The sequence below is a fragment of the Flagellimonas aquimarina genome, assembly GCF_003149745.1.
Lineage (GTDB): Bacteria > Bacteroidota > Bacteroidia > Flavobacteriales > Flavobacteriaceae > Flagellimonas > Flagellimonas aquimarina.
The window spans coordinates 777,041-794,084 of record NZ_QGEG01000001.1 but is presented as its reverse complement, the minus strand read 5'-3'; the positions used below and the strand labels follow the sequence as shown (position 1 = coordinate 794,084).

14 protein-coding genes and 1 tRNA gene are annotated in these 17,044 nt (G+C 37.6%); 6 read left to right on the top strand and 9 right to left on the bottom strand.

The annotated features are described in order from the left end of the window. Positions 1–35: 35 nt before the first annotated feature. From DKG77_RS03585 to mce, 5 genes are all read right to left on the bottom strand, one after another. Complete coding sequence (locus DKG77_RS03585; RefSeq protein ID WP_109660262.1) at positions 36–611, bottom strand: hypothetical protein; 576 nt, start codon at positions 609–611, stop codon at positions 36–38. Positions 612–774: 163 nt separating this feature from the next. Beyond that, positions 775–1,569 (bottom strand): cation efflux transmembrane domain-containing protein, encoded by a 795-nt coding sequence (locus DKG77_RS03580; RefSeq protein WP_109660260.1) that lies wholly within the window; start codon positions 1,567–1,569, stop codon positions 775–777. Positions 1,570–1,734: 165 nt separating this feature from the next. Continuing rightward, a complete protein-coding gene (locus DKG77_RS03575) occupies positions 1,735–2,253 on the bottom strand; it encodes a nuclear transport factor 2 family protein (protein ID WP_109660258.1) in 519 nt (172 codons plus the stop codon). Positions 2,254–2,935: 682 nt separating this feature from the next. Beyond that, positions 2,936–3,009: transfer RNA gene (locus DKG77_RS03570), tRNA-Ile, on the bottom strand. 60 nt (positions 3,010–3,069) lie between these two features. Continuing rightward, positions 3,070–3,477 (bottom strand): methylmalonyl-CoA epimerase, encoded by a 408-nt coding sequence (mce, locus tag DKG77_RS03565; protein WP_109660256.1) that lies wholly within the window; start codon positions 3,475–3,477, stop codon positions 3,070–3,072. Between the two features lie 118 nt (positions 3,478–3,595). Here mce and rbfA point away from each other — a divergent pair, with 118 nt between their 5' ends. Continuing rightward, positions 3,596–3,988, top strand: a complete 393-nt coding sequence (gene rbfA / locus DKG77_RS03560) for a 30S ribosome-binding factor RbfA (RefSeq protein ID WP_109660255.1) — start codon at positions 3,596–3,598, stop codon at positions 3,986–3,988. A gap of 2 nt (positions 3,989–3,990) precedes the next feature. After that, positions 3,991–5,199 (top strand): ABC transporter permease, encoded by a 1,209-nt coding sequence (locus DKG77_RS03555; RefSeq protein ID WP_109660253.1) that lies wholly within the window; start codon positions 3,991–3,993, stop codon positions 5,197–5,199. On the opposite strand, the gene dusB is transcribed toward DKG77_RS03555, so the two are convergent. Together dusB and DKG77_RS03545 are read right to left on the bottom strand one after the other, a co-directional pair. Beyond that, complete coding sequence (gene dusB / locus DKG77_RS03550; protein ID WP_109660251.1) at positions 5,196–6,188, bottom strand: tRNA dihydrouridine synthase DusB; 993 nt, start codon at positions 6,186–6,188, stop codon at positions 5,196–5,198. The two genes, DKG77_RS03555 and dusB, sit on opposite strands and share 4 nt — an antisense overlap. Before the next feature lie 50 nt (positions 6,189–6,238). Continuing rightward, positions 6,239–8,653, bottom strand: a complete 2,415-nt coding sequence (locus tag DKG77_RS03545; RefSeq protein ID WP_109660249.1) for an outer membrane beta-barrel family protein — start codon at positions 8,651–8,653, stop codon at positions 6,239–6,241. Between the two features lie 158 nt (positions 8,654–8,811). Between DKG77_RS03545 and lepA the strand changes: the two genes are divergently transcribed. Continuing rightward, on the top strand, positions 8,812–10,608 hold the full coding sequence (gene lepA, locus DKG77_RS03540) for a translation elongation factor 4 (RefSeq protein WP_109660247.1): 1,797 nt from the start codon (positions 8,812–8,814) through the stop codon (positions 10,606–10,608). A 25-nt stretch (positions 10,609–10,633) separates the two neighbouring features. Here the strand turns inward: lepA and DKG77_RS03535 are convergent, their stop codons facing one another. Continuing rightward, on the bottom strand, positions 10,634–10,867 hold the full coding sequence (locus tag DKG77_RS03535) for a hypothetical protein (protein WP_133248412.1): 234 nt from the start codon (positions 10,865–10,867) through the stop codon (positions 10,634–10,636). Positions 10,868–11,046: 179 nt separating this feature from the next. Beyond that, a complete protein-coding gene (locus DKG77_RS03530; RefSeq protein ID WP_109660243.1) occupies positions 11,047–12,873 on the bottom strand; it encodes a cation:proton antiporter in 1,827 nt (608 codons plus the stop codon). Positions 12,874–13,060: 187 nt separating this feature from the next. Here DKG77_RS03530 and DKG77_RS03525 point away from each other — a divergent pair, with 187 nt between their 5' ends. The 3 genes from DKG77_RS03525 to DKG77_RS03515 all read left to right on the top strand — a co-directional run bounded on the left by DKG77_RS03525 (position 13,061) and on the right by DKG77_RS03515 (position 17,021). After that, entirely contained in the window at positions 13,061–13,849 is a 789-nt protein-coding gene (locus DKG77_RS03525; RefSeq protein WP_109660241.1) for a universal stress protein, read from the top strand. Then, positions 13,846–16,068 carry a SulP family inorganic anion transporter gene (locus tag DKG77_RS03520; RefSeq protein ID WP_109660239.1) on the top strand — a complete coding sequence of 741 codons (2,223 nt, stop codon included), beginning with the start codon at positions 13,846–13,848 and terminating at the stop codon, positions 16,066–16,068. The genes DKG77_RS03525 and DKG77_RS03520 overlap by 4 nt, the downstream gene beginning before the upstream one ends. A gap of 86 nt (positions 16,069–16,154) precedes the next feature. Continuing rightward, on the top strand, positions 16,155–17,021 hold the full coding sequence (locus DKG77_RS03515; RefSeq protein WP_109660237.1) for an MBL fold metallo-hydrolase: 867 nt from the start codon (positions 16,155–16,157) through the stop codon (positions 17,019–17,021). The last annotated feature ends 23 nt before the right edge of the window (positions 17,022–17,044 follow it).

The window sequence follows — 17,044 nt, the reverse complement described above, 5'->3', positions numbered from 1 at the left end:
GGATTCGGACGTAGTCGAATCCGCCGTAATTGCGGTTATACATTGTTAGCACTTGTTTTTATCCTTAATAATATAATTCCAAGTGTTATCAAGACAACTATCAATACAATAAAAAATATACTTGTTGAAATACTTTTTGTAACTGAAAACATATTAGTTGCATAAACTGTAATCTCTGTCAATTCGGGATAGTTTTTAAGCATTGTGATAATTCCCAAATTCTCTAAATAATCTGCAATTCCGGCAATTATCGGTATTAGGCAGAGATAAGTATATGGGGAATTTAATTTGTTCAACTTCTTCAAGAAATATCCCAAAAGCAAACAGTAAGAAAGTCCGAATAGTAGTGGGTAAATCATATCCACAGGTATTTGGTTGTTTAGATAAGTCATCCGTCCATTTTCTCCAAGCGAACTAAATAGTTCACTAACATAATTCAAATCATATCCGGCGGGCATCATATCCAATAATTTCATTCCGTTAGAGAATTCCATTGTTTTGGGAATTGTAACAGTCAGCATAAAGGTGTAAACAACATTGGTCAAGATAAAAAGTCCTAAAACCTTTTTTCCTGAAATATTCTTTTCTATGATCTTTGTTAATCGTTTCATTTTTTTTATCAAATAAGTGCTAACGGTCTCGGCTATGAGTAGTTGCGTGGTTTAGCACTAAACTTTGCAAGTACGCACCAAACTGAAAATCCTCGCGGATTTTCAGAAGTATGCGAGAACAAGCAATTACTTATAGCCATTGTTGTGGTTAGTGTTTTTTTATTTATTTACTCAATTTTAAAATTCTAAAAGCTCCTTGAATTACTAAAACAAAAACTATTGTTCCGATAATCAAATCAGGTTTGCTTGAACTCAACCAATTTACCAAAAGTCCCGCAGTAATAACTCCCAAATTGATAATCACGTCATTTGAAGTGAAAATCATACTTGCTTTCATATGAGCCTCTTCTTTACTTTTTGACTTTTGTAAAATATAAAGGCAAATACCGTTTGCAATAAGTGCAAAAATCGACACAATTATCATTGTCGAAAAGTTGGGAAGTTTCTCGTCTCCTAAAAATCTCCTTAAAACTTCGACAAATCCAATAATCGCAAGTGTTATTTGAAAATATCCAGCAAGTTTGGCAATCCGTTTTTTTCTTGTTAAAGTTCTGCCAACTGCAAACAAACTAATTCCGTAAACGAAACTGTCGGCAAGCATATCCAAACTATCTGCAACCAATCCCATTGATTTTGAAATTATTCCAGTTGTCATTTCGATTAGGAAAAATGCGAAATTTATTCCGAGGACAGTCCAGAGTAGTTTTTTCTGGTTTGCGTTTTCAATAAATTCTGTTTGGTCGGTTTGTTCGGTCGAGATTTTCTTTCCGCCTAAATTCAGTTCGATAACTGACTTTTCGATTTGGTCTATTTCTCCGCTGTGAAAAACGGTCAGTTTTCGGTTAGGAATGTCAAAGTCCAAATTTGCAATACTTGAAATTCCGTCCAATTTCATTCGGATTAGATTTTCCTCTGAAGGACAATCCATTTTAGTAATTTCAAATACTGTTTTATTCATTCAGTTTTACGGTTTTTGGACATTAACCAAAACGGTCTCGGCTATGAGTAGTTGCGTGTGTTGGCAATTAACTTTGCAAGTACACACCAAACTGAAAATCCGCGAGGATTTTCAGAAGTAGGCAAGAACAAGCAATTACTTATAGCCATTGTTGTAGCACGTTTTTTATTCCTCTGTTTTGTTCAAAGGTGAATGGTGCTCGTGAACAATTCTCCAACCACTGTTGGTTTTAAGAAATAGTAATGTCATTTGTTCATTCACAACTGCTAGGTCTTCTCCAAATTTTAAATGAAAATCAGTATGGAGTGTTACGTTTGCAATTTTATCGTATACTGCAATTTTCATATCATTCATATCGAATTTCAAGATTTCTGTAACTGAACCAAAAACACCACGTTCAAATTTTTCGTTTTCCTCTCCATTATTCCTAACTTCTCCATTCTTAAATTCAGTAAACTTTGGACTATATGCGTGATAGGAAATTAATTTGTCTAAATCTCCATCTTTTACACTTTGACCTATACTATCCATAGTTAGTTTAACTTCTTGCATTGCTTCTGGAAATTCATCGTTTAATAGGTCGATTTTCACTTCCTCGATTTCCACTTTTTTTTCTTTTTGTTTGCATCCTGTAATTGCAATTCCGAAAATCATAATTGATGTAAAAATCATTTTTGTTTTCATAATCTTATATTTATTTGGTTAATAGTTGATTATAAGTTAAGGCATTTTTAATAATGTATATTTTGGTAATGTGCTACAACTTGTTTATATGGATGTAAAATACATCTATATACACCCAAATTGGAACATAATCGATGTAAAAGGTTGTTTTTTATATGACCTCAACTTTCCAGAAAGTCCACGATACCTAAGGTGTTTATAATAAACAGCTCGTCAAATATTCAATCGTTTGCAGATTTCGGAAACGGTTAATTTTACCTCAATAAACACTCTTCACAAAGTACGGCTTTTTGTTGGTTTTTCTTACTTATCTCTTTTGGAGGACCCAAAGTTTTTCCTCATCGTTTTGCTGACTCCACACCAGCTTTGATCCCCTCAATAAGAATATTTCTTTCCCCTTGATCCAATGCAGTAAAAATGTTCTTTTGGGGAATTCCTTCTTTGAGGAATGCTTACTCTGGCATATCCAAAAATCATATTGGGTAAGTTTAAATAAAGGTAAAAATGTAGATTATCTATTTAGTACGGACAAATAGACTTTATGGAACTAATGAACCCATGATTACGAAAAAGTTCAATAAAAGTGGGGGCTTTTATGTACCTTAAAAATAAAAAAGCTGCTTACTATTATAAACAAAAATCCGCAACCATCTTTTTATCAATGCGTTACGGATTTTTTCTGTGGTCCCACATGGGCTCGAACCATGGACCCCCTGATTATGAGTCAGGTGCTCTAACCAGCTGAGCTATAGGACCTGCAATTTTGCGGATGCAATATTACCATTTATTTTTCTTCATAGCAAGGTTTTAACGCCTCTACACTGCTTTTATTTCTTGACAAAGCTCTACCAAAACCCCATTTGTTCCCTTTGGGTGTAAAAATGCAACTAATTTGTTGTCCGCTCCTTTTTTAGGGATTTCGTTTAACACCTTAAAGCCCTCTTGCTTTAATCTGTCTATTTCCGATACTATATCATCAACCGCAAAGGCAATGTGATGGATGCCCTCTCCTTTCCTTTCTAAAAATTTTGCAATAGGACTATCTTCATTTGTGGCTTCCAACAATTCTATCTTGTTTGGGCCAGATTTAAAAAAAGAGGTTTTCACTCCTTCAGAAAGCACTTCCTCCATTTTGTAATGTGGTGCCCCTAAAAGATTGGCAAATAAAATATTAGCGTCCTCCAAGTTGTTAACTGCAATGCCGATATGCTCAATTTTTTCCATTATATGCTAGGTTTTGTTGCTCCCTTATTATGCAAATGCCTTTTACATTCTTCAAAATTACGCACTGTAAGCCAATCATATCATGAGGTTAGTCATTAATTCCACTATTTTTGCAGATATGGAAACACAAAGGCAAAAGAAAATTGCAGGAATCATCCAAAAGGATATCGCGGATATCTTACAGCGTGCTGCTACTGACGGAGGACTAAAAGGGACGCTCATTTCGGTTTCCAAGGTTTATGTTACCACAGATTTATCCATAGCCAAAGTTTATGTAAGTATTTTTCCTAATAAAAGTGCTGGTGAATTGCTTGAAGGCATTAAATCTAACCAAAGCCTTATTAAGCATGACCTGGCACAGCGCACAAAAAATCAGCTGCGCCGTGTACCTGAACTCAATTTTTATTTGGATGATTCTTTGGAATACATAGATAAAATTGAAAACTCCCTTAAAGGAGAGGAAAACCCCATTGAAAATAGAGACTTGCTGGACAAACGAAAGAAATCCTGATCTTGAATTTTTCCTTTTACATTGCAAAACGGTACCTACGTTCCAAAAGCAGCCAAAATGCGGTGAACATTATTAATTTCATCACCTTTCTGGTCATTGTAATTGGCTCCGCAGCACTTTTTGTGGTACTCTCCGCATTTGCCGGACTAAAGACCTTTAGCCTTTCTTTCACCAATACTTTTGACCCAGATTTAAAAGCATTGCCCATCTCGGGAAAGTATTTTTCTGTTTCTGCTGAAGAAGAAATTGCATTGGGTAATATTCCCGGCCTAGCAAATTATTCCAAGGAGCTTGAAGAAAGAGCCTACCTTACTTTCAGAGAAAAAAGTTGTATCGCTTATATTAAAGGAATAGATACTAATTACCGTTCGGTCACGGGAGTAGATAGCACCTTATATTTTGGAAATTGGGGCGTTACGGAGTACAATGGTGTTATGGGAATAGGCATTTACAATTTATTAGGTGTGCCCTTAGATAATTATAGGACACCTATGACCGTTTTGGTTCCAAAACCAGGTAAGGGCTCATTGTCTCAGCAAGGCTTAAACACCAAACCTTATAATGAGCTGCCCCTTGTTGTGAGCGGCGTTTACGCAGTAGAAGAAAATCTGGACAAAAAATATGTTTTTGCCCAACTGCCCTTGGTTCAGGCTTTATTGGAAAAAGATAGTACCCAAGTTTCCGGAATAAACTTTAAACTGAATGGTGAAATTCCTATTGAAGATATAAAGGCTGCAATAAAGGATGTTTTGAGAGACGACCTTTTGGTGCTGGATAGACAAGAGCAAAACAGCACGCTGTACAGAATGCTCAATACCGAAAACCTAGCAACATATTTAATCTTTACCCTTGTATTGATCATAGCTCTTTTTAATGTTGTTGGCGCCATTATCATGATGATTTTAGATAAACAGCAAAACTCTAAAACATTGTTTAGCCTAGGGGCGACCATAAAGGAGTTACGTACCATATACTTTACACAAGGGCTTTTGGTTACTTCGCTTGGTGGGCTTATTGGAGTATTAATAGGATCATTGCTAATAGGATCCCAGCTCGCTTTTGGTTGGTTGAAAATAACACCCTCATTATCCTATCCTGTGGAATATGATCTAATGAACGTGTTTGTTGTATTGGCCACAATCGTGGTACTTGGTTTTATCTCTTCAAAAATTGCCAGCAGGAGTATTTCTAGAAAATTAATTGAGGCCTAAGCAAACTGGAAGTCTCCAAACTTTTCCAACACCTCATCAAAAGCTGCAAATACGTCTGCAGATTCATCACTCGTAACCATTTTCATTCTATATTCCTTAAAGTGAGGAATCCCTTTAAAATAGTTGGTATAGTGTCTTCTTGTTTCAAAAACCCCAAGTTTTTCCCCTTTCCAGTCAATTGCCATTTGCAAATGTCTTCTAGCGGCATCTACCCGTTCTTCCATAGTTGGAGGTTCTAAATGGGTCCCCGTTTTAAAAAAATGCTTTACCGCAGCAAAGAACCATGGGTTTCCAATGCTGGCCCGGCCGATCATTGCTCCATCCAATCCAAATTCATCTCTCATTTTAACCGCGGCTTCCGGTGTGTCAATATCCCCATTTCCAAAAACGGGAATATGCATCCTAGAATTGTTTTTTACTTGCGAAATTGGTTTCCAATCTGCATTTCCTTTATACATCTGAACCCTTGTTCGCCCATGTATGGCAATGGCCTTTATGCCAACATCCTGCAAGCGTTCCGCAACCTCAACAATTTTAATGGAATCGCTGTCCCAACCCAATCTGGTTTTTACGGTGACCGGTAATTTGGTTCTTTTTACAATTTCTTCCGTTAATTTGACCATTAAAGGAATATCCCTTAAGATTCCGGCGCCCGCATTCTTACTGACCACTTTTTTTACCGGACATCCAAAATTTATATCTATAATATCTGGGTTGGATTTTTCTACGATATCAACAGCTTGCAGCATGGAATCCAATTCAGCTCCAAATATTTGAATTCCCACAGGACGCTCTTTTTCATATATATCCAACTTCATGGTGCTCTTGGCTGCGTCCCTAATGAGGCCTTCTGAAGAAATAAATTCTGTGTACACCACGTCTGCCCCTTGCTCTTTGCACAAAGCTCTAAAAGGAGGGTCGCTTACATCTTCCATTGGTGCAAGAAGTAGCGGAAAATCTGGGAGTTCTATATTTCCTATTTTGGGCAAACCATTTTTTTTCGGACAGCAAAAATACAAAATGTGAGAAAACCAGTGTTTTATTCTAACTCTAGCCTTTCTCGTTCTTTTTTGTCAATCTCCCTCTGGTTGTCCTGTAGTCTAAAGTTTCCAAAGTTATAGGTTATCCCTACCCTTATAAATTGCTGCTCTAATCTTATCCTGTAAAAATTATCTTGATTAAGGTATCTTGAAGTATAGGTGGTGATATTCCTTTCCAACAGATCTTCTGCAGCAACAGAAATGGTAGCCCTATTATTGAAAAACGATTTTCTTAGTCCCAATGTCAAGTTTAGTTGTTCGCCAGAAACATAAGAGCCAAATAAAAATTTGGAAAGATATGTCATCGTTAGCTCCCCTGTAAATGTGCCATCCTTTGAAAGGGTTAAATAATTGGCCAAATAACTGTAAACCCCATCTACCTCATTGGTGAATTCTTGATTGTTGCTTTCTACGGCCAAAAATGTTTCTTCTTCATGAAACAAGGAAGTGTATGCATAAAGAAACCAAAAAGGAAAAACGTTCTTGCTCACTGTAAAGTCCAGCCCGTAAGATTTACTTCCCAATACATTCTGCTTTAACTCCACCAAAGTCTGACTGTTGTTGTTCTGGAAAACCAAATCAGCAATGTTCTTGCCGTTGTCACGATAGTATATATCAAAGAAAAACTCACTGTTCAAGGTGTAGTTTAGGTTAAAGTTGTTGGCAAAGCTGGGAAACAATCCTGGATTGCCTTCTTCAAAATCATTTTCATTGAAAAAATAACGGAACGGATTTAAATCATTATACTTTGGCCTATTCACGTTTCTTCCATAATCAAAAGCAAAGCTGTGGTTGTCCGAAGGTGAATAAAGTACATACAAGGAAGGGAAAGGTTCAAAAAAATCTTGGGTATTTACTTGGTTTAAGGTCAAAGAGGTTCCTTCTGCCTTCGTCAACTCTCCTCTTAACCCCACTTTCATTGACCATTTCTCCCAGTTTTTTACCAAACTAAAGTATGCTGCGTAGACATTCTCGTCATATACATAATCATCAGATAATGAAGCGTTTACCTCGTCATCTGTTCCAATAAAATTGAAAAAATCAACACTGCTCTCCGAACTGATGGATGAAACCTTTAACCCCGCCTCAATAGAAGCATTTCCTATTGGCGACGAATAATCTGCCTGACCTGTATATATTTGAATGTCCTGTTGAGAACCTGTGTCGAAACCAAAATTTCTAATAAAACTGCCATTGTCGTCAAAATAAATAGAACTAAGGTTTTGTTCCGCTTCTGCGTCATAATAGGTGTAATGTCCATTTAAAGAAAGTCTTGCGCCCGGTTTCTTTAATTTATGCACATACGTTAAGTCAAGGGCTAAATTAGTATTGTCAGCGCCCGTGTTGTTCTGGGTGGTGAACGTAGAGTCAAGAACCCGCTGAGAATCCCTTATCTCGTTGGTTAAAAAAGTCTCACTTTCCTGACCTGGATTAAGGGTCATATTGGAAGTAAGGTTTATACTATTTTGATCATTAAAGTCATAATCTAGAATAAGGTTTGCACTGTGCGCCTGAGTGCGAATAATCTGATTGTATTTTGTGTCCCACCTTGAAAAGATTGAATTGGTGTTGTCAATGAAATTAATTCCCTTATCTGTTTTCTTGATTTCCTTTTTAGGGCTTATGGAATAATTGGCAAATAGATTTAGCTTGTCCGTTTTATAATAATGGCTCGTCCCAAAATTATATTTTGGGAATACCGCTTGGGTATAGCTTGCATTAGCGCTTCCTTTATACCCTGGAATTATATTCTTGGCCGTGACTATATTTAGAATTGGCCCTCCGTCTGCCTCATATCTCGCAGGTGGGTTAGCTATTACCTCTACAGATTTTATGGTAGTGCCCGAAAGTCCCTCTAGTAAACTTTTCACCTCTTGACCAGATAACTGTACTTTTCTATCATTTAGGTAAACTGTTGCGCTTTGCCCCCTTATCTGAAGTTCTTCTTGATTTACAATGACTCCAGGAGTATTTCTTAAAATATCCCAAGAAGTTCCTTGCGAGACGACCGTATTTTCAACCGAGAATACCAGTCTGTCCGCCAACCTTTTTAATGTGGGCCTTTTTGCGGTAACAACCACCTCTTCAAGATCATTGGTTTCCAAAGGAATTATCAAAGCACCTAACGATACGTCTTTTGTAATATCCAATGCGCGAGGCTCTGACCCTATCCCAACATAACTTGCCTGAAGTAAATACAAATTTGGTTCTACCTCTGTAATTGCAAAAAGTCCATTATCATCCGCTGAGGTCCCTTTTACAAAAGTGGAATCTGATGCTTGCAACAGCAAAATATTTGCATATGGAATAATCTGGTTTTCTCTATTTACTACCTTTCCTTTGATCTGATAGGTCTGCGCAACTAAATTGAGAGATGTCAAAAACACCAATAAAAAAATACAGGCGATTCGCATTAGTCGAGTTTGGGGTTCAATATCAAATCTAAGAAAATATTTTAGAGCGATGTAAACGCCCCTCTTTCCATATTTGCAAAAAACCCTATTCTAGGTGTTATAAAGACCTATATTTGCAGTTGCTTACAAGCCCTCATTTTTGCTTAGCAGGAGTTGTTATGAAGAACATTAGAAATTTTTGCATTATTGCACATATAGACCACGGTAAAAGTACCTTGGCCGATCGCTTGTTGGATTTTACAGGTTCGGTAACCGAACGTGAAAAACAAGACCAGCTTTTAGATAGTATGGATTTGGAGCGGGAACGTGGCATTACTATTAAGAGCCATGCCATTCAAATGGATTATGAACATGAGGGAGAAAGCTATGTGCTCAACCTAATTGACACCCCTGGACATGTAGATTTTTCTTATGAGGTTTCGCGCTCAATTGCTGCCTGCGAAGGCGCTCTTTTGGTTGTTGATGCCGCACAAAGTATTCAGGCACAAACAATATCCAACCTTTATTTGGCATTAGAAAACGATTTGGAAATCATTCCAGTTCTCAATAAGGTAGATTTACCAAGCGCCAATCCTGAAGAGGTAACAGATGATATAGTAGACTTATTAGGATGCAAACCCGAAGAAGTAATTCCTGCCAGCGCAAAGACTGGCATTGGCATAAAAGAAATCCTTACTGCTATAATTGATCGGATTCCTGCCCCGCAAGGTAATCTTGATGAACCTCTGCAAGCCTTGGTTTTTGATTCCGTTTACAACCCTTTTAGAGGTGTGGAAACCTATTTTAGAGTAATTAACGGCGAAATCAAAAAGGGCCAAAAGATAAAGTTTGTGGCTACTGGTAAAGACTATTTTGCTGATGAGATAGGTACCTTAAAACTCTCTCAAGTTCCTAAAAACATTATTTCCTCTGGCGATGTGGGATATTTGATTACGGGAATCAAAGACGCTCGCGAAGTAAAAGTTGGAGACACAATAACAGACGCACAGAACCCTACACAAAATGCCATTGAAGGTTTTGAAGATGTAAAGCCCATGGTATTTGCAGGAATTTACCCTGTAGATACGGAAGATTTTGAAGAACTGCGCTCCTCCATGGAGAAGTTACAACTTAATGATGCTTCTCTGGTTTTTACTCCAGAAAGCAGTGCCGCACTGGGCTTTGGTTTTCGTTGCGGGTTTTTGGGGATGCTGCACATGGAAATTATTCAGGAGCGTTTAGAGCGTGAGTTCAACATGACCGTAATCACTACGGTTCCCAATGTTAGCTATCATGCTTTTACAACCAAAGACAGAGAAGTTCCTCTGATTGTAAATAATCCTTCAGATCTTCCAGATCCCTCAACTGTCGATCGTGTGGAGGAACCCTATATTAAGGCAACAATAATCACAAAAGCAGATTTTGTGGGTAATGTTATGTCCCTATGTATAGAAAAGCGTGGACAAATTACAAACCAAACGTATTTGACCACAGAGCGGGTAGAGCTCATTTTTGATATGCCATTGGCAGAAATTGTTTTCGATTTTTATGATAGGTTGAAAACGGTCTCTAAAGGGTATGCCTCTTTTGATTATACCCCAATTGGAATGAGAACGTCCAAACTGGTTAGGGTAGACATACTTCTTAACGCCCAGCCTGTTGATGCCTTATCCGCATTGGTCCATTTTGACAATGCCCATCATATTGGAAAAAAGATGTGCGAAAAACTAAAAGAGCTAATTCCAAGGCAGCAATTCGATATTCCTATTCAAGCGGCCATTGGGTCCAAAATCATTTCCAGAGAAACAATTAAAGCGCTTCGCAAGGATGTTACTGCGAAATGTTATGGTGGGGATATTTCTAGAAAACGAAAATTATTGGAGAAACAGAAAAAAGGTAAAAAGCGAATGCGCCAAGTAGGAAATGTGGAGATTCCACAACAAGCTTTTATGGCCGTTTTAAAGCTGAACGATTAAGCAAGACCTCTCTTGTTTTCTCTTCCTATATTCCAGTTCCCACTGCACATACGAGCAGTATGTACTCTTTTGCCGTAAGTTCTAGGGCATCTAGATCTTCTTGAGTTAACTCAACAGTTTCTCCACCATGCTTTGCAGTAAAAGTTCCATCACCGTTATCGCATATTTCTGCTTTACCATCACCAAGAACACAAGAATCACATTTTATTTTTGCACCATCATCATTTGAACATCCTATGAGTGCGATTGAGGCAATCATTGCTAGAGAAAAGATAGTTTTTTTCATTTTTAAAATTTAGGTTCTTATTTAGACTGCTGCAATGTATAATTGCTGCGCGTAAAACCTTTTTAAAAATATATGAATACCTTAAATGAATTGATGTGTGCATGAAAAATCACATGAACGAAGTAAAAAAATGTTTTAATGGTGAGCGGCTTTTAATCTATATCGAACTTCTTTCCTAAATATACCAGCTTGTGTCCTTCTCCATTAGGAGTAAAGTCTTTACTATTTGCCGGGATTATCTGTATACTGCCATCTGGTGATTTGGTGAATACCGGGATGATGTTGTTATCCTTTTGAGTAATATCGATAAGGCCATCATAGTGTTCTTTGTCCTTTAAACCAATTTCATGTATTGCTGGGTACTTGCGTACGGCATCCGTTAGTTTAATGAAATCATCATTATGTGAAAAAAGACCTTCTTCCGGATTATTTTCCGGATTGTTCATCTCTTCAGAGTTTACCAATCTAAATGCACCGTTCTCTCCAAATTGCTTTTTAAACTTATCAATCGCAAACTTGTTGATATCCGAATTTCCTGTAAGTGCCATCAAATAGCCCATGTCATTCAATTCAATGTTGTCCGCCAAGGAATCCGAATAAATATTGGCCGTCATTGCCTCCAAGCCTAAGCTCTGAGCCTTTTCCACATTGGTTTGGTTATTGTCAATTAGCACAACATGTCTATTGTTCTTTCTTAGGTAATCACCTATTATCCTTGATACTTTGGAGGCTCCAATAATTAATATGCCCTCAGACTTGGTTAAAAATACTCCAATCAATTTTGCAAAAAGTCTAGCTGTTGTTGCATTCAAAAGAACAGTTCCTAAAACGATCATAAAAACCAATGGTGTAATATACTCCGCGCCAGGCACTCCTTTTGCCAATAATTTGGACCCAAACAAAGAGGCTATACCTGCGGCAACAATACCTCTTGGACCCACCCACCCTATAAACAGTTTTTCCTTAAGTTTTAGTCCGGAACCATGTGCGCTAATAAAAACGCCAAGCGGCCTAATTATGAAGACTATAATGGCAAAAAGTACTACAGTGTTCCAATTAAAAATTAGCTCCATATCGCTAATGTTAATGTTTGCTGCCAGCAATATGAAAAGAATGGATATCAGTAAAACACTCAAAGATTCTTTAAAGTAAAGCAGCTCTTTAAGATTGGGCAGGTTCATATTGCCCATTACCATGCCCATAACAACCACGGCCAAAAGCCCAGACTCATGTGCAAAAACATCAGATTCTACAAACACAAGAAGCACAACGGAAAGCGATACTACGTTCATTAAATAATGTGGGATTAAATCCTTTTTTATTGCAAAGGCCAATGCATGGGCAAACGTAAAACCAAAAGTGGTCCCAAAAAGTAAGATCTTACCAAATTCAACTAGGGCCGTTTGTGTAAAAGCACTGCCCTCTCCTACGCTGATAAACTCAAACACCAATACCGCCACCAAAGCGCCTATTGGGTCGATAAGAATTCCTTCCCATTTTAAAACAGCCGAAACATCTTTTTTAAGAGGAATATTTCTAAGAATAGGGGTTATCACGGTAGGCCCCGTAACAATGATCAAGGCAGAAAAAAGAAATGAGACTTGCCAAGTAAGTCCAAAAATATAGTGCGCTGCAACTCCTGCACCAAAAAAAGTGACTATAGAGCCTATGGTAATTAATTTAGTAATAACCGGGCCAACGTTTTTAATTTCGGCTCGTTTTAGAGTAAGCCCTCCTTCAAATAAAATGATACTAATGGCCAAAGAAACAAAATAGTATAGGCCATCGCCAGGGAAGAGTCCTTTTTCTCCATTCCATATCGGCTCAATCAGTTTTGCTCCATCCTCAGTATAGAGGGTTGCAATTGGGCCCACCAACAGCCCAATTAAAATAAGGGGTAAAATTGCCGGCAATTTAAAACGCCATGCCACCCATTGTGCAATAATTCCAAGAATGATTATTCCTGCAAGTTCAAGCATTCCTTTAGTTTTCTTGAAATTTACTGTTTTTCTTTCATATTTTAACTAATATGGAAGGGCAGTTCCGATCTTTATACATTAAGTGCTATATTGGCATTTCATCTTGTTAAAAATAGTGTCTTTGAATAACCCGTTTAAAACAGTTTTATTTGGTTTTGCGTTTTCTCCCACCTTGAAAATCAACATAATGGAAACTTCAAGAATCGCACACTTTTTTGGCGCAAAACTCATTTTGCTTCATGTAGGTAGTAAGTCTGATCAAAAAGAGCGGCAAATTCATGAAATCTTATCTCATGTTGAGCATAAGAACCTAGAGATTTCAATTGAATGGAAAACTGGAAAACCTGATGAGGTTTTACTAGAGACTTGTCAAAGTTCTGGTATTGACCTTCTCATTCTAGGTGCGCTTCAACATGAAAACCTTTATCAGTTCTATGTTGGATCAATTGCTAGAAAACTTACAAGAAAAGTTTGTTGTTCGGTACTCCTATTGATTAAGCCTTCTAAAGAAAGAGTGCCCTGCAAACACGTAGTGGTCAATGGCTTAGAGGACCAAGAGACGCCTTTTGCCATTTCTAACGCCTTTTATGTATCACATGCTTTAGGTGCCAAACAACTTACCATAGTTGAAGAAATTAGGCAAAAAGAAATAGCGGTGAACATCGAAGATGATAAATCTTTGAAGCGAGTAACCATATTAAAGGAAAAGCTAAAAAACAGAGAGGATTCCAGAATTAGAAAAATCCTAAAGTCCATTCCAAAGGAATATTTGAAAGACTTAAAAATAAAGACTCAAAGTATCTTCGGAAAAAGAGGGTACTCTATAGGCCATTATGCCGAAGTTGTTCGTGCCGATCTATTGGTGATGAACGCGCCAAAAAAAACTGGAGTGCTGGATCGAATTTTTCCGCATGATATTGAATATATTTTATCCGATTTACCAACCGACCTTCTAATTGTTAGAAAAACCAATTGACACCAAAAACCAACCATAACAATACAATTATTAAGGAATTGCCCAAGAACTTTTTTTCTGGTTTTGTGGTTTCCTTAATTGCCCTTCCTTTAGGACTTGGATTGGCCATTGCAAGCGACGCTCCACCTATTTCTGGAATTATTGCGGCTATTGTTGGCGGCGTTGTTGTTGCCATCTTGGGAGGTTCCCATGTTACTATAACAGGGCCAGGAAATGGATTGGTCATTGTGCTTTTGGGAGCGATTACAACCTTGGGTGCTGGAGACTTATATCAAGGATATTTATTTACGCTTGCCGCTATTGTGATTTCTGGAATATTGATGTTGCTCCTTGGTTTTCTGAAGATGGGAAGGTTGGCCGATTTTTTTCCTGCTTCTGCCATTGAGGGAATGTTGGCCGCAATAGGCTGGGGCATTTTTGCAAAGCAGTTTCATATAATGATCGGGCATAATAATGAACACGGAAGCATTGTTAAGTTGCTTGCTCAAATTCCAAATGGACTGGTAGATTTAATTCAAAATGGTTCTATAGAGGAAATGGTGGCGGCCGGGATTGGAATTATCAGCCTTTTAATCATGATCTTTTATTCAAAGCTTCGTAATCCATACTTTCAGTTGATTCCTGCACCAATGTGGATTTTGATTCTTTCCGTTGGGTTTAGTTATTCTTTTGGGTGGTTAAGGCTTCCTTTTCCTATGGATTCATCCTACCTTATTTCTATCCCGGAAAATGTGCTTTCCAATCTTGCCTTTCCAGACTTCTCAAAAATCTTGCAAACAGATTTTATTGTTAGCGTATTTGCCATTACACTTATTGCCAGCATAGAGTCCCTTTTGAGCATAAAAGCTGTGGATAAGCTGGATTCTCAAAGCAGAAGGTCCAATGTGAACAAAGATTTAAAAGCGCTTGGCCTAGCTACCTCCTTAAGTGGTCTTGTGGGGGGGCTAAATGTGGTCACTGTTATTGCCAGAAGTTCTGTAAATGTTAATAATGGTGCCACCAATAGATCTGCCAATCTTTTTCATGCTTCCTTTCTTGTTGTTTTTATTTTGTTGTTTCAAGAGCAGCTTAAAAAAATTCCTTTGGCGGCACTCGCAGCTATTTTGGTGTACACCGGTTATAAGCTGGCCACACCCAAAACATTTCGCAAAGTGGCAAAAATTGGTAAAGAGCAAATTGTGATTTTCCTTATCACGTTGCTCACCACCCTTTTCACCAACTTAATTACGGGAATAAGTGTTGGTATCTTATCTACTATGGTCATTCATATGATCATCAATAAAAGTTCTCTTTTATTCTTGGCCAATGTCTTTAAGCCAAACGTGCTCTTATTTCAAGAACATGAAGAGAAAACATACTATATAAGCGTAAAGTACTTCTGTAGTTTTCTTAATTTTTACAGACTAAAAAACAAGTTGGATGCCGTTCCTGAGGATCAAAATGTAATTATAGATTTTTCTGTCTGTAGTTTTGTGGACCATACCGTTATGGAGGGGTTAGAGAATTATATGGATACCTTTTCAAAAAAAGGAGGAAGTATAGAGATTGTTGGTTTGGATAAACATGGTGCAGATTCTAAACACCCTTTTGCAATAAGAAAAATACTGCCTCTAGAAACCCTAAAGCCCATAGAAAAGTACTTTACGCGAAGACAGGCCAGTTTAAAAGCAACCGCGCTTGAATATGACTGGTCCTATGAAGCTAAGAAAAGCATCAAAACAAAGTTTTTATCAAACTTTATCTTTTTCAAAACACGTGAAATAAGTTATTTCTACAATAAACTTATTGATGAAAAAGATAATTGCTCTGTCTTTGATGTTGAATTTACGGAAGGGGCTTTTGTTGCAAAAGAAGTAGTAAAAACAACTATAATGTATGTTGCCCTGCCACATCAGCTCCCTATTTTTTCCTTAGATAAAGAAGGGCTTTTGGAACGAATTTACAAACTAGCAGGTTTCAAAGATATTTCCATTAAGAACCACCCTGATTTTAATCGCCGTTTTTTCCTCAGCGGTGAAAAAAAGACAGAAATACAGGCATTGTTCCATGATGATCTCATCTTCTTCCTAGAGAGCAATCCATATTATCATGTTGAATCAAACGGTAATTCTCTCTTGATACTTAAAAAGGAGCGCTTGTTGAGTGTCCAGGAAATAAAGGCCATGATTTATTTTGGGCAACAGCTGCAAAAGCTATTAAAGCATTCGTTGGTGGTTTAATTTTGTTAAAATAGGGCTAATAAACATATGTTTATTAGCCATTTGCGTTTGGCTTTTCTTATTTTGCATGCCATTTCCTTTTCTGAATGACTATTTATCCCGTTGAGACCGGTAATTTTAAGTTAGATGGCGGAGCCATGTTTGGAGTAGTTCCTAAATCCATATGGAACAGAACTAATCCTGCTGACTCCAACAATATGATCGATATTGCCGCAAGATCACTTCTTATACAAGATGGCAACAGGCTTATTCTGATAGATAGCGGAATGGGGAATAAACAATCCGAAAAGTTTTTTAGCTATTACTACCGTTGGGGGGACCACACTTTAGATAATTCATTAAAAGAATTGGGCTTCCATAGGGATGATGTTACAGATGTTTTTATGACCCACCTTCATTTTGACCATTGTGGCGGAAGCATTCAATGGAATAATGATAGAACAGGGTATGAGCCTGCGTTTAAAAATGCCCGTTTCTGGACCAATCAAGCGCATTGGGAATGGGCAACAAATCCAAATGCTCGCGAGAAGGCTTCTTTCTTAAAAGAAAATCTATTGCCTATGCAGGAAAGCGGGCAGCTTCACTTTGTGAAACGAAATGACACCCCTTTTTTAGAAAAATCCGAACTTGGGTTTGGTATTCTTTTTGTAGATGGACATACCGAAAAGCAAATGCTCCCCCATATCAAATATAAAGGAAAAAATATCGTCTTTGTTGCTGACCTCATTCCAACGGTCGGCCATATTCCATTGCCTTATGTGATAGGATACGATACCAGGCCGCTGCTAACACTTGATGAAAAAGCTAAATTTTTAGATAATACTGTTGAAAGCAATTCCTTACTGTTCTTTGAACATGATGCTTACAACCAGCTTTGCACCTTAAAACATACTGAAAAAGGAGTGCGGTTGGACGAATTGTTTTCTTTCAATGAAATATTCAAACCGCAATAAAGTTTTACATTTTTACAAAAAAG

What these genes read in the sequence shown, in the direction of transcription:
- DKG77_RS03545 (WP_109660249.1), bottom strand. Translation starts at nt 8,653, where the DNA reads ATGCGAATCGCCTGTATTTTTTTATTGGTGTTTTTGACATCTCTCAAT.
- mce (WP_109660256.1), bottom strand. Translation starts at nt 3,477, where the DNA reads ATGGAAAAAATTGAGCATATCGGCATTGCAGTTAACAACTTGGAGGAC.
- DKG77_RS03515 (WP_109660237.1), top strand. Translation starts at nt 16,155, where the DNA reads ATGACTATTTATCCCGTTGAGACCGGTAATTTTAAGTTAGATGGCGGA.
- DKG77_RS03580 (WP_109660260.1), bottom strand. Translation starts at nt 1,569, where the DNA reads ATGAATAAAACAGTATTTGAAATTACTAAAATGGATTGTCCTTCAGAG.
- DKG77_RS03535 (WP_133248412.1), bottom strand. Translation starts at nt 10,867, where the DNA reads ATGATTGCCTCAATCGCACTCATAGGATGTTCAAATGATGATGGTGCA.
- DKG77_RS03525 (WP_109660241.1), top strand. Translation starts at nt 13,061, where the DNA reads ATGGAAACTTCAAGAATCGCACACTTTTTTGGCGCAAAACTCATTTTG.
- rbfA (WP_109660255.1), top strand. Translation starts at nt 3,596, where the DNA reads ATGGAAACACAAAGGCAAAAGAAAATTGCAGGAATCATCCAAAAGGAT.
- DKG77_RS03575 (WP_109660258.1), bottom strand. Translation starts at nt 2,253, where the DNA reads ATGAAAACAAAAATGATTTTTACATCAATTATGATTTTCGGAATTGCA.
- DKG77_RS03530 (WP_109660243.1), bottom strand. Translation starts at nt 12,873, where the DNA reads ATGCTTGAACTTGCAGGAATAATCATTCTTGGAATTATTGCACAATGG.
- lepA (WP_109660247.1), top strand. Translation starts at nt 8,812, where the DNA reads ATGAAGAACATTAGAAATTTTTGCATTATTGCACATATAGACCACGGT.
- DKG77_RS03585 (WP_109660262.1), bottom strand. Translation starts at nt 611, where the DNA reads ATGAAACGATTAACAAAGATCATAGAAAAGAATATTTCAGGAAAAAAG.